The sequence below is a fragment of the Clostridium felsineum DSM 794 genome (assembly GCF_002006355.2).
Lineage (GTDB): Bacteria > Bacillota > Clostridia > Clostridiales > Clostridiaceae > Clostridium_S > Clostridium_S felsineum.
Genome location: NZ_CP096980.1, coordinates 256973 through 273182, shown reverse-complemented (window position 1 = coordinate 273182; position 16210 = coordinate 256973). Strand labels below are relative to the sequence as shown.

The window sequence follows — 16210 nt, the reverse complement described above, 5'->3', positions numbered from 1 at the left end:
CGTACGTTACAACGGATAGAGTATGTTAGTACTTGAAAAGAGCGATGCTTTTTAAGCATAATTTAGGTGGTACCGCGGAAGTATCTCCGTCCTAATTATAACAGAATTAGGACGGAGTTTTTTATTTGCAATTTTAACAAAATTAATAACCTATAACCCTGATTGTCAAAGCTGATTTAGTCTGAAATTTTCGAATATTAAAAATACAAGGAGAGATTCATTATGAAAATGGACTTAAAAAAATTAATTATTAATTCGTTGTTTCTAGCTATCGGTGTGGTTTTAAACCAAATTACACCACCAATATTATTTGGAATGAAACCTGATTTTTCGTTGGCAATGCTATTCATAATAATATTATTAAATGATGATTTCAAAACATGTATATTAACAGGCGTTGTGGCTGGTTTACTTGCAGCAGCAGTAACTACCTTCCCAGGTGGGCAGCTTCCTAACATAATAGATAGAATTGTAACTACAAGTTTAGTGTTTATAGCAGTACAACCTCTTAAAAATAAAATGAATGATAAAATAAGCATAATATTGACAAGTCTTGTTGGAACTATTATAAGTGGTTCAGTATTCTTAGGTTCAGCTTTAGTAATTGTAGGTTTACCAGCTAGCTTTAAAGCACTATTTATGACAGTAGTTCTTCCTGCAACAATTATAAATGCAATAGTTGGTACTCTTATATTTATAGCTGTAAAAAAATCTATGAAGGTAGTATTTAGAAGATAATATGAGTTTTTCTAATATAGATAATCCTTTTTCTTAAATATTAAAGACGATAAAGTAAAAAGTCCTAAAGTCATGCATAAAGCTATTAACCAAAATATAGTGTTTCTACCATCCAAAACGTCAAAAACTATTTTTGTATCAAATATATCTAATTTTAAAGATGAAATAACTAAATTAGCTAATGGTGACATAATTAACCACACTGCACAACATATGATATATGCTATAACTACTTGTGGTGATAAAACACTAATAACTGCACATATCCCAAGAAACATCAAAATAAGTAAGTAATTGATGATATAAAATTTAAAATCATATAGTAAAGCCTGAGTACTATTTAGATGTTGGCCATTAAAGAAACTAGTAATTCTTACTGAATTTTCAAACATAAAACCAAATATAACGCCAACAATAAACATTAAAATAGTAAGCATGAAACATACTATAGCGCAACTAGCAACTTTACTTAATATACATTTGGCTTTACTATATCCACGTATCATAATTAACCTGTACATACCGCTTGTGCTTTCATAATTTAAACTATCACAAAAAACTATAGGACAGAAGATAAGAAATATAAAAAAATCCGTATCCCTTAATATAAATGGTGAGAAATTCAAAGCATTTAATACTACCGTGTGTTTGGGATTATAGAATCCAAAATGATACATCTTTATAAATAAAGCATCCAGCATAAAAATCAAGATAGTAATAACAACTATAGCTATAATTTTTGTGCTATGAAGCATTCTATATAATTCACTATGAATTAACCTTTTCATACCTGTGCCCTCCTAAATTAAAATATCACTTTTTTTATAGATAAAATAATTTATTAAAAAGAATAAAATACCATAGCTAAGTAAAACTCCTATGCCATAAAAAAACAAATGTGACGTTTCTCCAAGTATAGCTTCAATTCCATCCATTTGCATTTTGGGAATTGATATAAGCCATTGTAATTTAATTAAGTTTCCATTGTTTTTATGTGTTAGTAAGCTTAGCATTGGAGAAAATATAAAACCAATAACAATTATTCCTAGGTTAGCTCCAAAAGCTATAGTCATTGTTTTACTAATAGTACTAACAAAGAATATTAAAGAACATATTGCTATTAATGATAATAGTTCTAATAAATAGACTTTTAATGAATACATAACTACTTCATTTCGAGTTAAGCTATGTTTGAAATAATTAAGAGATATATTTGATGTGCCCTTAAATGCAATAAATCCAATTATATAAGCTAATAAAAAATATGCTGTTAACATTACAGTCAAAGTTATAATTATAACTAAAAATTTAGCATAAAATAAATTTATCTTTTTTACTGGTCTAATAAGTACCATTCTTATAGCACCACTTCTAAACTCATCTGTTACACATAATACAATTAACATAATAGAAATTATATCGAATATGACCATAGAATAACTTTGAAAGACCTCTATAGGAAACTTATAACTTTGAACAAATTGAGGATTACTAACTTTTAAAGTAGTATTTACTTTTAAATAATGATTTGTAAATACTATCAACATAATTGGGATTGATATAAAGCAAATCCAAGTACTTTTTTTGCTATACAATCTTGTCCATTCGCTCTTAAACAGATTAATCATATTAAAAATCTCCTTGTTTTCTTAACTAAATAAGCCACCTACATATACCGTTGTAATTCACTTTGATGTCATTAATCTTACAAATACATCTTCTAAACTACTTTTCTTGTCTACCTTACTAAGTAGTTCCTCTGTTTTACCACTCCACATTAATTTTCCTTCTTTAATTATTACTAATTCTGTACAGATTTTCTGAAGCTCGTCTAAAATATGACTAGAAATAAAAAAAGTTATATTCTTTTCCTTATTAAGCTTTAATATTAAATTTCTAAGTTCAATTATTCCTAAAGGATCAAGACCATTAAGGGGTTCGTCTAAAAATACTATCTGAGGATTGTTTAATAACGCTTGTGCTATTCCTAGTCTTTGTTTCATTCCTAACGAATAGGTATTTATTGTATCTTTTTCCCTTCCTGAAAGCCCAACAATTTCTATCACTTCTTTAACTTTTTCCTTTCTTTGAGTCCTAGTCATTCCTTCATTCAGCATTGCTAAATTCAAAAGTGCCTTTTCTCCAGTTAAATATTGAAAGAATATGGGATTTTCAACTATGGCTCCTAAATATTTTAAAGCTTTTTCTCTATCTTTTGTTACATCAGTATCATTTACCATAACACTACCAGCAGTTGGAGAAATTAAACCTGTAAGGAGGCGTAACATTGTAGTTTTTCCAGCACCATTTGGGCCTATGAACCCACAAATACCTCCTGCATTTACACTAAAGGTCATATCGTTTATAATTGTTCTTTTACCCAATCTTTTAGTTAGCTTCTTTACTGATAAAACTTTATTTTGCATATTCACACCCCTTTTGATTAACTCTGTAAAATTTAATTTATCATAAAAATACTATCCCACTGAGCTTTATTTGGTCTTATAGCTCCTAAAATAGATAAAACTACTCCTGTGCTTCCATTTAGCAAACCAGAATTATCAAATTTTTTTATATCTGACATGTTTGCATAATCTGAAATATCAATATCATAAAAACCAAAAGCAGAATCCTCACAGTAAAAGCTTAAAATCTTATTTAAAATTTTATCTCTATACTCTCTTAAGTTTTCTAGACCAGTATCATTGTACATAAGATTTAATACTTGAAGTAAACCTGCATATCCATGACAAAATGTAGGGGAAATAAGCTTTAATTCATCTTCTTTTAGCAAACACAACTTACTAAAGGCATCTATTCCCATATTTTTATATCCTTCATCGTCTAAAGCTTTTCCCGCTAAATATATAGTTCTTCCAATCCCCAGCACTCCATAACACCAACTAGCCCTTCTATTCTTTTCATAAACTTTCTTTTCTATAAAATCCTCAAAGCTAACTCTTCCTGGCCAATATGTAGCCTTATTTTCGGTATATCTAAGATTATTAAGAATGGATACAATTTTTCTAATGGCATTTCTTTGTCCTTCTACTTCAATTCCATTAATTAACGCTATGGACATAAACGCTAAAGGTCCTGATATTCCATGAGATAAACCGAAATTAAAGTTTCCTTTAGTATAAAAATCTTTATCACTTTGAAGAAATTGATTTTCTCTAGATATATAAAATCTAGGAACCATATTACCAAATACCTCAATATCATCAGCTAGTGTTATTAAATACTTTAATATTTTTTCTATAATGCTTTTTACTCTAATATCCTGCTTGAAAAGTAGTAAATATCTTCCCATCCCACTCATACCTCTTATTACATCATAATTCCACATATAGACATCTTTATGCTGCAAAGTTATACCATTTAAGATTATCGGATACTCTTCAAGAATGAAATCATTAATACTCTTTAAAAAATTTTTATATCTTTTACCATTACAGGACAAAGCATAAGCTGCCATACCAACACTGCCTGCTCCACTAAAAAAAGTAAATTGTTCTATACCCTTCTCTTTTATAATTTCTTGAATTTTTATCATATATTTATGACCTACTAAATCCCACTCTTCCTGTGGAAATACCTCATGCAGTTCTCCAAATAAAATACCTAGTGCTGGATATCCATTAATTAAAGATAGTTCGCTCCACTGACTACTAATTCCTGTATTCACAGATATATAATTTCGCTTTTGATTACATACGTCTCTTACATACTCTGGTTCCTTCATTTTATTAGCTATTTTATGAACAATATCTATAACTTTTTTATCTAATACTTTATCCTTCATAACAAACTAGCCCCCCGCATTATTAAGTTCACTATCTACTTATCCTTTTTAGTTTTTAAAAACTTCAAAGCATATAATGTATGTCTTGCATATGAAATAACTTCTTTCTCCTTTTCTCTATTTATTCCAAACAATCTATTGCAATGAAGATGTAAAATACTAAGATAAATTCCTAATTTGCTATTAGCTAAGTTGCCATTTTTACTCTCCTCTTCAATTTTCAATGTATATTCTCTAACTGCTGAAGTTCTTTTTTTCAATATACCGTAAAGCATTCTACCTTCTTCTGTTTTCCTTAGATTTTCAAAGTTATTATTTGAGTTTCCTATAAACGTATATTGTTCTCTTTTTTTCTTAAAGCCTTCTCTATACTCAGATTGATTAGTTACCATATTTAAAAGTTCAATTTGATTCATATATGGAATATTAAAATCTTCTAAATAGCTTATAATACTACAAATTGCTATTTGTTCATAATCCATATCTAACTCATGTATACCTTTTAGATATAATATGTTAGAAACCACTTGACTATCATAAAAGAAAACCTTCTCAGCATAATCAATTAACTGAATTCCACCATACCTTTCTACTTCTCTTTCATATGTTCCTATTTCAACCTTTGTTAATAACCCATTTTCTTTTAAACTATCAAACCAATTATTTAATTTTCTTAAGACTTTACCATATAATATTTCTGGATTTCCTTTAAACCTTAGCCTTATATGATTATATGTATCCTTATATCTCATAAAGAAAAATTGTTGAATTAAATTTTCATCCATTAATTCTTTTGTAATTTCGTTAAGTTCAAACCCTATTAATTCATTTTCACGCGAATAGTTACCATATAATTTTAAAAACAACCATTCTGATCCTGGGAAAAAATTCTTCTGCTATCTAGAGTGTCTATATTACATTCTTTTATATTAAAATTAAATTTATTACTACTTGTTTTAATGTTGTTTTTTATTATTGGTACTACTATTTCAGAAACATATTTTCCTTTTTCATTATAAACAAAGCAATTATCAAAATCACATTCTACAGCCTGTATCATAATGTTCTTTTTTTTCTTCAATATATTTAATAGTTCTTTTATATGAACTTTATTTTCCAAATTAAACATAAGCCTATTATCTGCCTCTACCTGATATACATATTTAGGTACATTCCATTCCGCTTTCCAGCTAAATATGCTCTTTAGAAATTCTTCTTCATTATCTTCACTGTTTTCTTGAGTATAGATACTTAAATATGGTATTTCAATTCTAGAACCTACAAATGAAACTATAGAATTCCAACAAATTATCAAATTATTTAATATCTCTTTGTCTTTTTCTAGAACATTTATTAATTTATATATCCACTCCATATCAGGTCGTGCTCTTTTAATGAAATTATGTATACTTTCCAATCCAATGTCAGTTTTTTCTGAGAATTTCCCCAATGTTACTCCTGAAAACTCTCCAAATGGTGTCGTTCTTGTAGTCATTCTTATAAAATATTTTAAAAGAGAACTAATTATTTGATTTTTTTCTTTTTTATTTTTACATGTTTCCAGTTTGTCTAGTGAATTTAATAAATCCAAGCTTGCTACCGCAATACTCTCTCTAATAATTGGATCCTTTGAAATTTTTATAAGTTCTTTTATAATACTTTCTTCATCCAAATCATTATTAAAAATATTATCGTATGAATTTATTGGTAGTAGCGGTGTTCTTATCATGAAAAAATCTAGCGGCTTGTATACTCTTTTGGTTATTATTCTATCATCCGTACTCATTAATAGACCTCTCCCTTTGCCTAGTAACTTAAAAATCTAATTATTTTGTATCCAAAACCATAGTAAAAAATGTACTCACTATTACTAGCAAGTACATTTTCTAGTTAACGTGATTTTTTAATCATACAAATTTCGCGAAACATACGTATGTTAAACATTTATTTTAAATCTAGTCACCACAGTTGTCTGAGACATTGCAACAAGCTGATGCAAAAGTTGATGTCTCAGGGCAACCCCAACAACTTCCTGGTGTGCAAGCAACAGCACTAGTAGCAATTTGAGGTTTAACACCTTTACCTTTATTAATTTTTACATCTAAATCAAAATCATCAAATTTTGGGATAATAATATCTCCTTTTATAATAATTTGTTTTAAAATATATAAATAGCTAATGTTAACGTTAACAATTCTTGATAAACTTGACACTTAAATATTAAAGCTTTAATACATACATTATATTACATAAATGATAATAAGTAAATATAATTCAAATATAAATATTAAATGTAATATGTTGTACTTAGGCAAAATTTAAATATATTGCTCTTAACATCATACTATATATACTTAGTTCCAACTTCTTAATATAAGTCTCAAAACTAATAATATAAATCATAAAAATAGAGCTATTATACTAATCAAGTATAGTAGCTCTATTTTTTTATAATATTTTATTTAAAAATTCCTTAGTTCTTTCTTCCTTTGGATTTGTGAATATATCTTCTGGAGTACTTTCCTCCACTATCTTTCCACCATCCATAAATATTACTCTATCCGCCACTTCACGAGCAAAACCCATTTCATGAGTTACAACTACCATTGTCATTCCTTCTTCTGCAAGTCCCTTCATTACACTTAAAACTTCCCCTACAAGTTCTGGATCTAATGCAGATGTTGGTTCATCAAAAAGCATTATATCTGGCTGCATACAAAGTGCTCTTGCAATTGCGACCCTTTGCTTTTGACCTCCTGACAATTTTGAAGGATATACATCCATTTTTTCACTAAGTCCAACCTTTTTAATTAAAGCCTCTGCTCTTTCACGTACTAACTTTTTATCTTCTTTTTTAACAGTAATAGGAGCTTCCATAACATTTTGAAGTACAGTCATGTGCGGAAATAAATTATAATTTTGAAAAACCATCCCTGTCTTTTCTATTATCCCTCTATACTTCTTTTTATCTCTATGGTCTAACAGCTCTCCTTCAATAATAACCTGTCCTCCATTTGGCTCTTCTAGATGATTTAAACATCTTAAAAACGTACTTTTGCCTGAACCTGATGGTCCTATTATAACAAGAACTTCTCCTTTTGAAATACTAACATTTAAATCTTTAAAAACCGTTAACTTTCCAAAAGTCTTTGTCAAATTTTTAGCTTCAATCATTAACATACGAAAACACCTCTTAATATACGGATAATTTTTTCTCTATCTTGGAGAATATTCCTGTAAATATAGTTGTTAAAATCAAATAAAATATTCCTGCGAATAAATATGGAGTAACTGCATCTCCAGATGCTGAAACTAAAAGTTGAGCTTTTCTTAATAGTTCCTCCATTGTTATTACAGAAACCAAAGAAGTATCTTTTATCATTGCTATAAACTCATTACCACAAGGTGGAATTACAACTCTAATTGCTTGTGGCAATATAATTCTTTTCATTGTTTGTCCATATGTTAAACCTAAAGCTTTTGCAGCCTCAAATTGTCCATTATCGATAGCAAGTATTCCACCCCTAATTATCTCTGCAATATAGGCTCCTGAATTTAAGCTTAGACCTAATATTGCAGCTTTCATTGGTGTCATTGTAAGTTTATCGCTTAAAAATGGAAGACCATAATAGTAAACATATAATTGTAATAAAAGAGGCGTTCCTCTTAAAATCCATGTGTAAAACTTACCTATAACTTTTAATACGCCTATAGATGAAGTTTTAAACATTGCTATAATAGTTCCAATAATGCATCCTATAATTATCGAAGAACAAGTTAGTAATAAAGTAATACGGGTACCATCTAATAGTACCGGAATTACTTTGTTTAAAGAGCTAATATCCATTAAAAATTCCTCCAATTAGTGTTTCTTTACGAGTGCTTTAAGGTTGAACTTTAATATCTAAAAATTAAATCCCCACTTTATTTCTGATTTGCATAAACATCTATACCAAACCATTTCTCTGATAGTTTTGACATAGTTCCGTCCTTCTTAAGTTCTTTTATAGCTTTATTGTAAGCATCTCTTAAAGATTTATCTTCTTTTCTAAATGCAACTCCTATTGGTTCCTGTGTAAGAGAAGATTTCAGTTTTTTGAATTTACCAGGATCTGTAACGTTGTAGTAATCTCCAACCATAGGATCACTAACAACCGCTGCTATTCTTCCATTCTGTAAATCTAAAAATGCGTCTGTCATTGCATTGTACTTTTTAACTTCCTTTATATCTGACATTTTACCTAAAACGTCCTGAGCAGTAGTTCCAACTTCACAACCTACAACCTGACTTTTAAAATCTTTTTCATTTTTAATTGTGGTATTGTCAGCCTTAACAAATATAGCATTTCCACCATATATATATGGGTCAGAGAATATCATAGATTTCTTTCTCTCATTGGTTATGCTTATGCTTGAATGTACAACATCAAACTTTTTAGATTTTAAAGCAAGAAATATACCGTCAAAAGAATTGGGAACAAATTTAGTTTTAACACCAAGCTTCTTTGCTATAGCATTTGCCATGTCTATATCAAATCCAGAAACTTTACCCGAAGCCTTGTCTTTAAATTCCATTGGGGGATAAGTATCATCTATTCCAATTACAATCTCTTTAGCTTTCTGAATCCTTGCAAGAGAATCATCCTTACTTGCTGTTGTTGACGACGTACAACCTGTAAACATAGCTAGTGTTAGACATAGACCAACTGATAGTGAAAAAATCTTCTTTAACATAAAACCACCTCTGCCTCAATAATTGAATTTTATTGTAATTTTTTTGATTTGTCAATGAATAATTATTAATGCTTTTATAACACTTTAATATTATTCATTGGTATTTTTTAATAATATTTATATTGTATTCAGTTTTTCATTAACAATATGTTAACACACCTAAGACAAAATTACAACAAAATTAATATTTATGCATAATATTTTTTCAAAAAAAACTTACATAAAATAGGTATGTTTGGGTTATTCTAAACTTGGAGGCGATTATTTATGAAAGCATTTGTAGACAAAGAAACCTGTATTGGCTGCGGAACATGTCCTGCAGTATGTCCAGAAATATTCCAAATGGATGATGATGGTAAAGCTGTTGCTGATGAAGCAGAAGTCGCAGATGATTTAAAAGACTCTGCGAAAGAAGCAGCTGAATCATGTCCTGTTGACGCTATTGAAATAAGATAATTCCCACACTTAATCATACCCCTTAACCTGTAAATTCATATTAATAAATGCTTTGCTTTAAACACTCCCACTTATTTAAAGCAAAGCATTGTTAAGCCTTTACTATCCCAATATACTACTCTTGACTGATAATAAATTTAAGTTTAAAATATTTATGATATATTAAAAAGAATTTTTTTCTTTAAATAAAGACAGTTCGAAATCCATCCTGTCTATAAACAAAACCAGGGCATTATCTACCGGGTGAGGTAGGTTTTTTTGTTTATAGGGCGGATTCCGCTCTTTTTTTATTACAAATATGGAGGTATATATGAAAAAAATAGGTCTAACTACAACAGTTCCAATCGAAGTATTACTAACGGCCGGATACACTCCTATTGATTTAAACAACGTTTTTGTAGGCTCAACTGATTATTCTAAATACATTGATTTAGCCGAAAAAGATGGATTTCCTAAAAGCCTTTGTGCTTGGATAAAGGGGATATACGGAGCTTGTATTAGTAATAACATAAAAGAAATTGTTGGCGTTCATGATGGTGATTGTTCAAATACAAAAGCATTAACAGAAGTTCTTTCCATGAAAGGTATAAAAGTATATCCCTTTTCATATCCTTCAAGTCATAGCCTAAAGGATGTTAAACGTGAGCTTAATACTTTTATGGATTTATTTCATGTAACTTTAGAAGAAGTTGAAAAAACAAAAGACAAACTAAATAAATTAAGAAAACTAGGTATAGAAATAGATAGACTAACCTTTGAAGATAATAAAGCCACTGCACTTGAAAATCATATATGGCAAATATCCTTTAGCGATTTAAATGGTAATATTGATAATTTTAGTAACGATCTAACATCCGTCATAGAAACTATCAAAAAAAGAGAACCACATTATTCAAAGCTTCGTTTAGGTTATATAGGTGTACCTCCTATGACAACTGATATATATGATTTTGTTACCAACTTTGATGCAAAAATCGTATACAATGAGGTTCAAAGAGAATTTGCCTTTCCTCGTGCTTTAAAAGCCAAAAATATATATGAGCAATATTTAGACTACACCTATCCTTATGATGTTTATTTTAGAATAGATGAAATAAACAAACAAATTAAAAATCGTGAGATCGATGGCATAATTCATTATACACAAGCATTTTGCTACAGAACTATCCAAGATATTGTAATAAAGGAGAAGCTTAACGCACCTGTTATAAATATAGAAGGTGACAGGCTAAATCAATTAGATGCTAGAACCAAACTAAGACTTGAAGCTTTCTTGGACATGCTTCTTGATGCTAAGGAGGGAATCTTTTGAGAACTTTAGGTATTGATCTTGGAAGTAGAGAAGTAAAACTGGCTATTATGGAAAATAATCAAATATATGATACTTTTAAAATAAGTACTATAAGCTTTTACAAAAATTATTGTTCTTATAAGGATGCAAAAATTCAAGTAGATTTAAACAAATTGAATTTAACCTATATTAATAATGGTATTTCAACTGGATATGGAAGGAATAATACAAATTTATCTCTTTTCAAACCTATAAATGAGATCAAAGCTCATGTATATGGAGTTATGTACCAAACAAAACTTAAAGATTTCATACTTCTTGATATTGGTGGTCAAGATGTTAAAGTAGCAAAAGTAGAAGATGGTTTTATAAAAGATTTAGAACTCAATGAAAAATGTGCGGCTTCCTCTGGACGTTATCTTGAAAACATGGCAAATGTTCTCGAAATACCTCTAGACAGAATGAATTCGTTTTATGAAAATCCAGTAAAATTAAACTCAACCTGTGCCGTTTTTTCTGAATCCGAGCTCATAGGAAAAATAGCTGAGGGAACTACTATTGAAAGACTTTGTGCCGGAGTTAACTACTCTATGTATAATAAGATAAAGCCTCTACTTACAAAATTTCCAGCAAAAACACTGGTGTTAACAGGCGGTGTTGCAAATAATTATGCAATTAGAAAATATCTTTCTAATGATTATGAAAATATAGTAGTGCCTAATAGCCCTCAATTCAATGGCGCAATTGGCTGTTGTTATTATGGTAGTAAATTAAATTTAGAAAAAGCTTAATTAATAAGGAGTTATATATGTATATTGTAAAAATAGAAAATAGTTTTGACAGCGCACATTTTCTTAGTAATTACGATGGTAAATGTGCAAATATTCATGGACACAGATGGAAAATCGAAGTGGAAATTCAAGCTAAAACCTTAATTAATGATATGGTTGAGGACTTCACTATTTTAAAGAAGAAAATTAAAGAAGTTATAGATTTCTACGACCATGCTCTAATAATAGAGAAAAATACTCTTAGAGAATTGACTTATAATTGTCTTATAGAAGATGGTTTTAGAATTATAGAATTACCCTTTAGACCAACAGCAGAAAATTTTTCAAAATTCTTTTTTGATGAAATAGAAAGATTAAACTATGATGTACGAAAAATAACAGTATATGAAACACCAAATAATAGTGCTTCGTATGTAAAAGAGGTATAGAAAATGAACTATAAAGTAGTTGAAAAATTTATAAGCATAAATGGGGAAGGTTTAAAAGCCGGCAAACTTTCTACCTTTATACGTTTCGCAGGCTGTAATCTAAACTGTGTTTACTGTGATACAAAATGGGCTAACGAAGAAAATGTAAAATATACCTTGATGACGGAAAATGAAATATACTCGTATATAAAAGAAACTGGCGTTAAAAATGTAACTTTGACCGGAGGAGAACCACTTCTCCAAAATAATATTAAGGAACTTTTAAGTCTACTTTCTTCAAATAATGACTTAAATGTGGAAATAGAAACTAATGGAAGTATAAATTTAGAAGCGTTTTTAGACTATAAAAACATGCCTTCCTTCACTATGGATTACAAATTACCAGATAGCGGTATGGAAACTTTTATGAAAACCTCAAATTTTAAGTTTCTTACTATGAAAGATGTGATAAAATTTGTAGTAAGTTCTTTAAAGGATTTAGAAAAAGTCACAGAATTGATAAAAGAATTTAAGCTTACACATAAAACAAATGTATACATTAGTCCTGTTTTTGGAAAAATTTCTCCTGAGACTATTGTGGAATTTATGAAAAATAACAAGCTTAACGATGTAACACTACAAATACAAATCCATAAAATCATATGGAATCCCAATAAAAGAGGTGTATAAATATGTCTATTGATACAAAAGCAATTGAAAAGCACATAAGAGGAATTCTTTTAGCCTTAGGAGATGATCCTGATAGAGAAGGTCTTAAAGAGACACCAAAAAGAGTAGCTAAAATGTACGAAGAAGTTTTTGAAGGAATGAATTATTCAAATGAGGCTATCGCCGAAATGTTTAACAAAACCTTCGAGGAAGATTTAAAGGAAAACGAAGAAGATAATATAGTTCTTGTAAAAGACATTGAGATATTTAGCCACTGCGAACACCATATGACACTTATGTATAACATGAAGGTTGCAGTAGCATATATACCAAATAAACGTCTAATTGGCCTTAGCAAAATAGCTAGAATAGCAGATATGGTTTCAAAAAGACTTCAGCTTCAAGAAAGAATAGGAAAAGATATCGCTGAAATAATGGAGAAAATAACAAACTCAAGAGATGTAGCCGTTATTATACAGGGTGAACATGGTTGCATGACGTCAAGAGGAATAAAAAGACCAGGAACAAAAACTACAACAATGACACTTAAAGGTAAATTTAAGACTGATGATTCTTTAGTAAATAAACTTATGGCATTATATAAAGCCTAAGCGTAATATGAAAGGTGATTTGCATGGAAATAAGTATAAATAAAGAAAAAGCTCTTGTAGTATTTAGTGGAGGTCAGGACAGCACTACTTGTTTATTTTTAGCAAAGAAAAAATATAAAGAAGTTATAGCTGTATCCTTCGATTATAATCAAAAACATAAACTTGAGCTTGAATGCGCAAAGGATATATGTAAAAAATACGGAGTTGAACATCATATTTTAGATATGAAGCTTCTAAATCAATTGGCTCCTAATTCATTAACTAGAACTGACATAAAAGTAGATGAAAATGCTCCTAAAGAAGGAACTCCTAACACTTTTGTAGATGGAAGAAATTTATTATTTTTAACCTTTGCAGCTGTATTTGCGAAACAAAGAGGTATAAATAACATAATAACAGGAGTATCTCAAAGTGATTTTAGTGGTTATCCTGATTGTAGAGATGTTTTTATAAAATCCTTAAATGTTACTCTTAATTTAGCTATGGATTATCAATTTGTTTTAATAACGCCACTTATGTGGATAGACAAAGCTGAAACTTGGAAATTAGCTGACGATTTAGGAGTTTTAGACATAGTAAAAAATGAAACCTTAACTTGTTATAATGGAATTAAAGGTAATGGCTGTGGAAATTGCCCAGCTTGCAAACTTAGAAAACATGGATATGTAGAATTCAAGAAATTGTATAAATAAAAAATTCCTGCTTTTATGCAGGAATTTTTTTAATATAAATGACAGCTTACAAAGTGTCCCTTTTCAATTTCTTTAAATTCTGGTCTTGTAGTACTACATTCCGGTTTTGCTTGTTTGCATCTTGCTGCAAATCTACAGCCTGGTTTAGGATTTATCGGGCTTGGTACTTCTCCCTCAAGCTTTATCCTTTGTCTCGTTTTCTCAACCTTAGGATCTGGTATCGGTATTGCTGACATAAGTGCCTTTGTATATGGATGCAGCGGATTTTCATATAAATCATGACTTGCTGCAAACTCTACCATTGTCCCTAAATACATTACTCCAACTCTATCCGAAATATGTTTTACCATTGATAAGTCATGAGCTATAAAAAGATATGTAAAGCCCATTTCCCTCTGAAGCTTAATAAGAAGATTTACTATTTGTGCTTGTATAGAAACATCAAGTGCGGATATTGGTTCGTCACATACTATAAATTCTGGATTTATAGCTAGTGCTCTTGCAATTCCTATTCTCTGTCTTTGTCCTCCGGAAAATTCATGAGGAAATCTTGATGCATGCTCTCTATTAAGTCCAACATGATCTAACATTTCATATATTTTCTTAGTTCTTTCTTCACCTTTATATAAACCATGAATATCTATTCCTTCTGCTATTATGTCTCCTACTGTCATTCTTGGATTTAAACATGCATACGGATCCTGGAAAATCATCTGAGCTTTCTTACTAAATTCCTTCTTAGATCTTCCTTTTAAACTATGTATGTTTACTCCATCATAGTTTACTTCACCTTCTGTAGCTTCATATAAACCCAATACTGTTCTTCCACAGGTTGTTTTACCACAACCTGATTCTCCAACAAGCCCTAAGGTTTCACCTTTATTGATTGTGAAACTAACATCATCTACAGCTTTAAGTATTGCTCCGTGACCAACATTAAAATATTTCTTTAGGTTCTTAACCTCAATTAATACTTCATCATTTTTAGCCATTACTCTGCACCTCCTGTTTTAATAGGTGATTCCACTTTTGGTGCCCTTGCATCCTTAAGCCAGCAGCTAACTGAATGTGTATCCGTCACCTTAGTTTCCTTTGGCATTTCTTCCTTACAAATTTGCATGCAGTACTTACATCTTGCTGCAAATGGACATCCTGCTGGTGGTTTAAGTAAGTCTGGTGGTGTTCCATTTAAGGAATATAATTCTCCTTTATTTGCTGTATCAAGTCTTGGTACTGATTGAAGCAATGCCCAAGTGTATGGATGCTGTGGATTTCCAAAGATTTCGTCTGTAGTTCCTCTTTCTACTATAAGTCCAGAATACATTACTTGTATTCTATGTGCTACACTAGCAACTACTCCTAAATCATGTGTTATAAGTATAATAGCCGTTCCAAGCTTTTCTTGAAGCTCCTTCATAAGATCCATTATCTGAGCTTGAATTGTAACATCTAATGCTGTTGTTGGCTCGTCTGCTATTAATATCTTAGGATTACAAGCTAAGGCTATAGCTATCATAGCTCTTTGTCTCATTCCTCCTGAAAATTGATGAGGATATTGATTAGCTCTTCTGTCCGCATTTGGTATGTTAACCGCTTCAAGCATTTTTATAGCTTCCGCAAAAGCTTCTTTTTCCTTAAGTCCTCTATGAATCATTATACTTTCTGCTATTTGTTTTCCAACCTTCATTGTAGGATTTAAAGATGTCATAGGATCTTGGAAGATCATACTTATATCTCCACCTCTAAGCTTACCAAGCTCCTTTTCTCCCATTTTTAATATATCTTTTTCTCCGAAATAAATTTCGGATCCCTTTTTTATCTCTCCTGGCGGACAATCTATTAATCTCATTATTGACTTAGATGTAACTGATTTTCCACAGCCTGATTCTCCAACTATTGCTAAAGTTTCACTTTTATTTAAATAAAAGCTTATACCTCTTACAGATTGAACTTCTCCTGCATAAGTGTGATACGATACCTTTAGATTTTTAACATCTAATATTTTTTCCATAATAG

At 30.1% G+C, this 16210-nt stretch carries 20 protein-coding genes and 1 other annotated feature (1 of these 21 only partly in view); of the genes, 8 read left to right on the top strand and 12 right to left on the bottom strand.

Annotated features, from left to right (window positions below; translation table 11 throughout):
- Window positions 1-97, top strand: a binding site (T-box leader) (it extends 144 nt beyond the left edge of the window).
- A gap of 125 nt (window positions 98-222) precedes the next feature.
- On the top strand, window positions 223-738 hold the full coding sequence (locus CLFE_RS01370; protein ID WP_077852913.1) for a tryptophan transporter: 516 nt from the start codon (window positions 223-225) through the stop codon (window positions 736-738).
- Window positions 739-749: 11 nt separating this feature from the next.
- Here CLFE_RS01370 and CLFE_RS01365 read toward each other — a convergent pair whose 3' ends face one another.
- From CLFE_RS01365 to CLFE_RS01320, 10 genes are all read right to left on the bottom strand, one after another.
- The gene (locus CLFE_RS01365) at window positions 750-1526 is read right to left on the bottom strand and encodes an ABC transporter permease (protein WP_077895318.1); all 777 of its coding nucleotides are present in this window, start codon (window positions 1524-1526) and stop codon (window positions 750-752) included.
- Window positions 1527-1538: 12 nt separating this feature from the next.
- On the bottom strand, window positions 1539-2366 hold the full coding sequence (locus CLFE_RS01360) for a DUF2705 family protein (RefSeq protein ID WP_077895317.1): 828 nt from the start codon (window positions 2364-2366) through the stop codon (window positions 1539-1541).
- A gap of 57 nt (window positions 2367-2423) precedes the next feature.
- Complete coding sequence (locus CLFE_RS01355; RefSeq protein ID WP_077895316.1) at window positions 2424-3164, bottom strand: ABC transporter ATP-binding protein; 741 nt, start codon at window positions 3162-3164, stop codon at window positions 2424-2426.
- A 32-nt stretch (window positions 3165-3196) separates the two neighbouring features.
- Window positions 3197-4543, bottom strand: coding sequence for a lanthionine synthetase C family protein (locus CLFE_RS01350; RefSeq protein WP_077895315.1), 1347 nt, complete (start codon window positions 4541-4543; stop codon window positions 3197-3199).
- Between the two features lie 35 nt (window positions 4544-4578).
- Window positions 4579-5409 carry a thiopeptide-type bacteriocin biosynthesis protein gene (locus CLFE_RS01345; protein ID WP_077895314.1) on the bottom strand — a complete coding sequence of 277 codons (831 nt, stop codon included), beginning with the start codon at window positions 5407-5409 and terminating at the stop codon, window positions 4579-4581.
- A complete protein-coding gene (locus CLFE_RS01340) occupies window positions 5400-6329 on the bottom strand; it encodes a lantibiotic dehydratase (RefSeq protein ID WP_077895313.1) in 930 nt (309 codons plus the stop codon). Before CLFE_RS01340 ends, CLFE_RS01345 begins: the two co-directional genes overlap by 10 nt.
- 169 nt (window positions 6330-6498) lie before the next feature.
- The gene (locus CLFE_RS01335; protein WP_077895312.1) at window positions 6499-6756 is read right to left on the bottom strand and encodes a gallidermin family lantibiotic; all 258 of its coding nucleotides are present in this window, start codon (window positions 6754-6756) and stop codon (window positions 6499-6501) included.
- 235 nt (window positions 6757-6991) lie between these two features.
- Window positions 6992-7723 carry an amino acid ABC transporter ATP-binding protein gene (locus tag CLFE_RS01330; RefSeq protein ID WP_077895311.1) on the bottom strand — a complete coding sequence of 244 codons (732 nt, stop codon included), beginning with the start codon at window positions 7721-7723 and terminating at the stop codon, window positions 6992-6994.
- A 13-nt stretch (window positions 7724-7736) separates the two neighbouring features.
- Window positions 7737-8390, bottom strand: a complete 654-nt coding sequence (locus CLFE_RS01325) for an amino acid ABC transporter permease (protein ID WP_077834669.1) — start codon at window positions 8388-8390, stop codon at window positions 7737-7739.
- Window positions 8391-8467: 77 nt separating this feature from the next.
- Window positions 8468-9277 (bottom strand): ABC transporter substrate-binding protein, encoded by an 810-nt coding sequence (locus tag CLFE_RS01320; RefSeq protein ID WP_077895310.1) that lies wholly within the window; start codon window positions 9275-9277, stop codon window positions 8468-8470.
- Window positions 9278-9544: 267 nt separating this feature from the next.
- On the opposite strand from CLFE_RS01320, the gene CLFE_RS01315 reads away from it, so the two are divergent.
- From CLFE_RS01315 to queC, 7 genes are all read left to right on the top strand, one after another.
- A complete protein-coding gene (locus CLFE_RS01315; protein ID WP_077834671.1) occupies window positions 9545-9733 on the top strand; it encodes a ferredoxin in 189 nt (62 codons plus the stop codon).
- 310 nt (window positions 9734-10043) lie between these two features.
- Window positions 10044-11045, top strand: coding sequence for a 2-hydroxyacyl-CoA dehydratase family protein (locus CLFE_RS01310; RefSeq protein ID WP_077895309.1), 1002 nt, complete (start codon window positions 10044-10046; stop codon window positions 11043-11045).
- Entirely contained in the window at window positions 11042-11815 is a 774-nt protein-coding gene (locus tag CLFE_RS01305) for an acyl-CoA dehydratase activase (RefSeq protein WP_077895308.1), read from the top strand. Before CLFE_RS01310 ends, CLFE_RS01305 begins: the two co-directional genes overlap by 4 nt.
- Before the next feature lie 17 nt (window positions 11816-11832).
- Window positions 11833-12243: a 6-carboxytetrahydropterin synthase QueD gene (gene queD / locus CLFE_RS01300; protein ID WP_077895307.1), complete on the top strand. Its 411-nt coding sequence runs from the start codon at window positions 11833-11835 to the stop codon at window positions 12241-12243.
- Between the two features lie 3 nt (window positions 12244-12246).
- Entirely contained in the window at window positions 12247-12912 is a 666-nt protein-coding gene (gene queE, locus CLFE_RS01295; RefSeq protein ID WP_077895306.1) for a putative 7-carboxy-7-deazaguanine synthase QueE, read from the top strand.
- A gap of 2 nt (window positions 12913-12914) precedes the next feature.
- On the top strand, window positions 12915-13502 hold the full coding sequence (gene folE / locus CLFE_RS01290) for a GTP cyclohydrolase I FolE (protein WP_077834676.1): 588 nt from the start codon (window positions 12915-12917) through the stop codon (window positions 13500-13502).
- Window positions 13503-13525: 23 nt separating this feature from the next.
- A complete protein-coding gene (gene queC, locus CLFE_RS01285) occupies window positions 13526-14194 on the top strand; it encodes a 7-cyano-7-deazaguanine synthase QueC (RefSeq protein WP_077895305.1) in 669 nt (222 codons plus the stop codon).
- A gap of 29 nt (window positions 14195-14223) precedes the next feature.
- Here queC and CLFE_RS01280 read toward each other — a convergent pair whose 3' ends face one another.
- Window positions 14224-15186, bottom strand: a complete 963-nt coding sequence (locus tag CLFE_RS01280; RefSeq protein WP_077836260.1) for an ABC transporter ATP-binding protein — start codon at window positions 15184-15186, stop codon at window positions 14224-14226.
- A complete protein-coding gene (locus CLFE_RS01275) occupies window positions 15186-16205 on the bottom strand; it encodes an ABC transporter ATP-binding protein (protein ID WP_250944707.1) in 1020 nt (339 codons plus the stop codon). The genes CLFE_RS01280 and CLFE_RS01275 overlap by 1 nt, the downstream gene beginning before the upstream one ends.
- Window positions 16206-16210 lie beyond the last annotated feature (5 nt).

Excerpts from the sequence above, each read along its gene's own strand:
- CLFE_RS01370 (WP_077852913.1), top strand. The coding sequence starts at position 223 with ATGAAAATGGACTTAAAAAAATTAATTATTAATTCGTTGTTTCTAGCT.
- CLFE_RS01365 (WP_077895318.1), bottom strand. The coding sequence starts at position 1,526 with ATGAAAAGGTTAATTCATAGTGAATTATATAGAATGCTTCATAGCACA.
- CLFE_RS01360 (WP_077895317.1), bottom strand. The coding sequence starts at position 2,366 with ATGATTAATCTGTTTAAGAGCGAATGGACAAGATTGTATAGCAAAAAA.
- CLFE_RS01355 (WP_077895316.1), bottom strand. The coding sequence starts at position 3,164 with ATGCAAAATAAAGTTTTATCAGTAAAGAAGCTAACTAAAAGATTGGGT.
- CLFE_RS01350 (WP_077895315.1), bottom strand. The coding sequence starts at position 4,543 with ATGAAGGATAAAGTATTAGATAAAAAAGTTATAGATATTGTTCATAAA.
- CLFE_RS01340 (WP_077895313.1), bottom strand. The coding sequence starts at position 6,329 with ATGAGTACGGATGATAGAATAATAACCAAAAGAGTATACAAGCCGCTA.
- CLFE_RS01330 (WP_077895311.1), bottom strand. The coding sequence starts at position 7,723 with ATGTTAATGATTGAAGCTAAAAATTTGACAAAGACTTTTGGAAAGTTA.
- CLFE_RS01325 (WP_077834669.1), bottom strand. The coding sequence starts at position 8,390 with ATGGATATTAGCTCTTTAAACAAAGTAATTCCGGTACTATTAGATGGT.
- CLFE_RS01320 (WP_077895310.1), bottom strand. The coding sequence starts at position 9,277 with ATGTTAAAGAAGATTTTTTCACTATCAGTTGGTCTATGTCTAACACTA.
- CLFE_RS01315 (WP_077834671.1), top strand. The coding sequence starts at position 9,545 with ATGAAAGCATTTGTAGACAAAGAAACCTGTATTGGCTGCGGAACATGT.
- CLFE_RS01310 (WP_077895309.1), top strand. The coding sequence starts at position 10,044 with ATGAAAAAAATAGGTCTAACTACAACAGTTCCAATCGAAGTATTACTA.
- queD (WP_077895307.1), top strand. The coding sequence starts at position 11,833 with ATGTATATTGTAAAAATAGAAAATAGTTTTGACAGCGCACATTTTCTT.
- queE (WP_077895306.1), top strand. The coding sequence starts at position 12,247 with ATGAACTATAAAGTAGTTGAAAAATTTATAAGCATAAATGGGGAAGGT.
- folE (WP_077834676.1), top strand. The coding sequence starts at position 12,915 with ATGTCTATTGATACAAAAGCAATTGAAAAGCACATAAGAGGAATTCTT.
- queC (WP_077895305.1), top strand. The coding sequence starts at position 13,526 with ATGGAAATAAGTATAAATAAAGAAAAAGCTCTTGTAGTATTTAGTGGA.
- CLFE_RS01280 (WP_077836260.1), bottom strand. The coding sequence starts at position 15,186 with ATGGCTAAAAATGATGAAGTATTAATTGAGGTTAAGAACCTAAAGAAA.
- CLFE_RS01275 (WP_250944707.1), bottom strand. The coding sequence starts at position 16,205 with ATGGAAAAAATATTAGATGTTAAAAATCTAAAGGTATCGTATCACACT.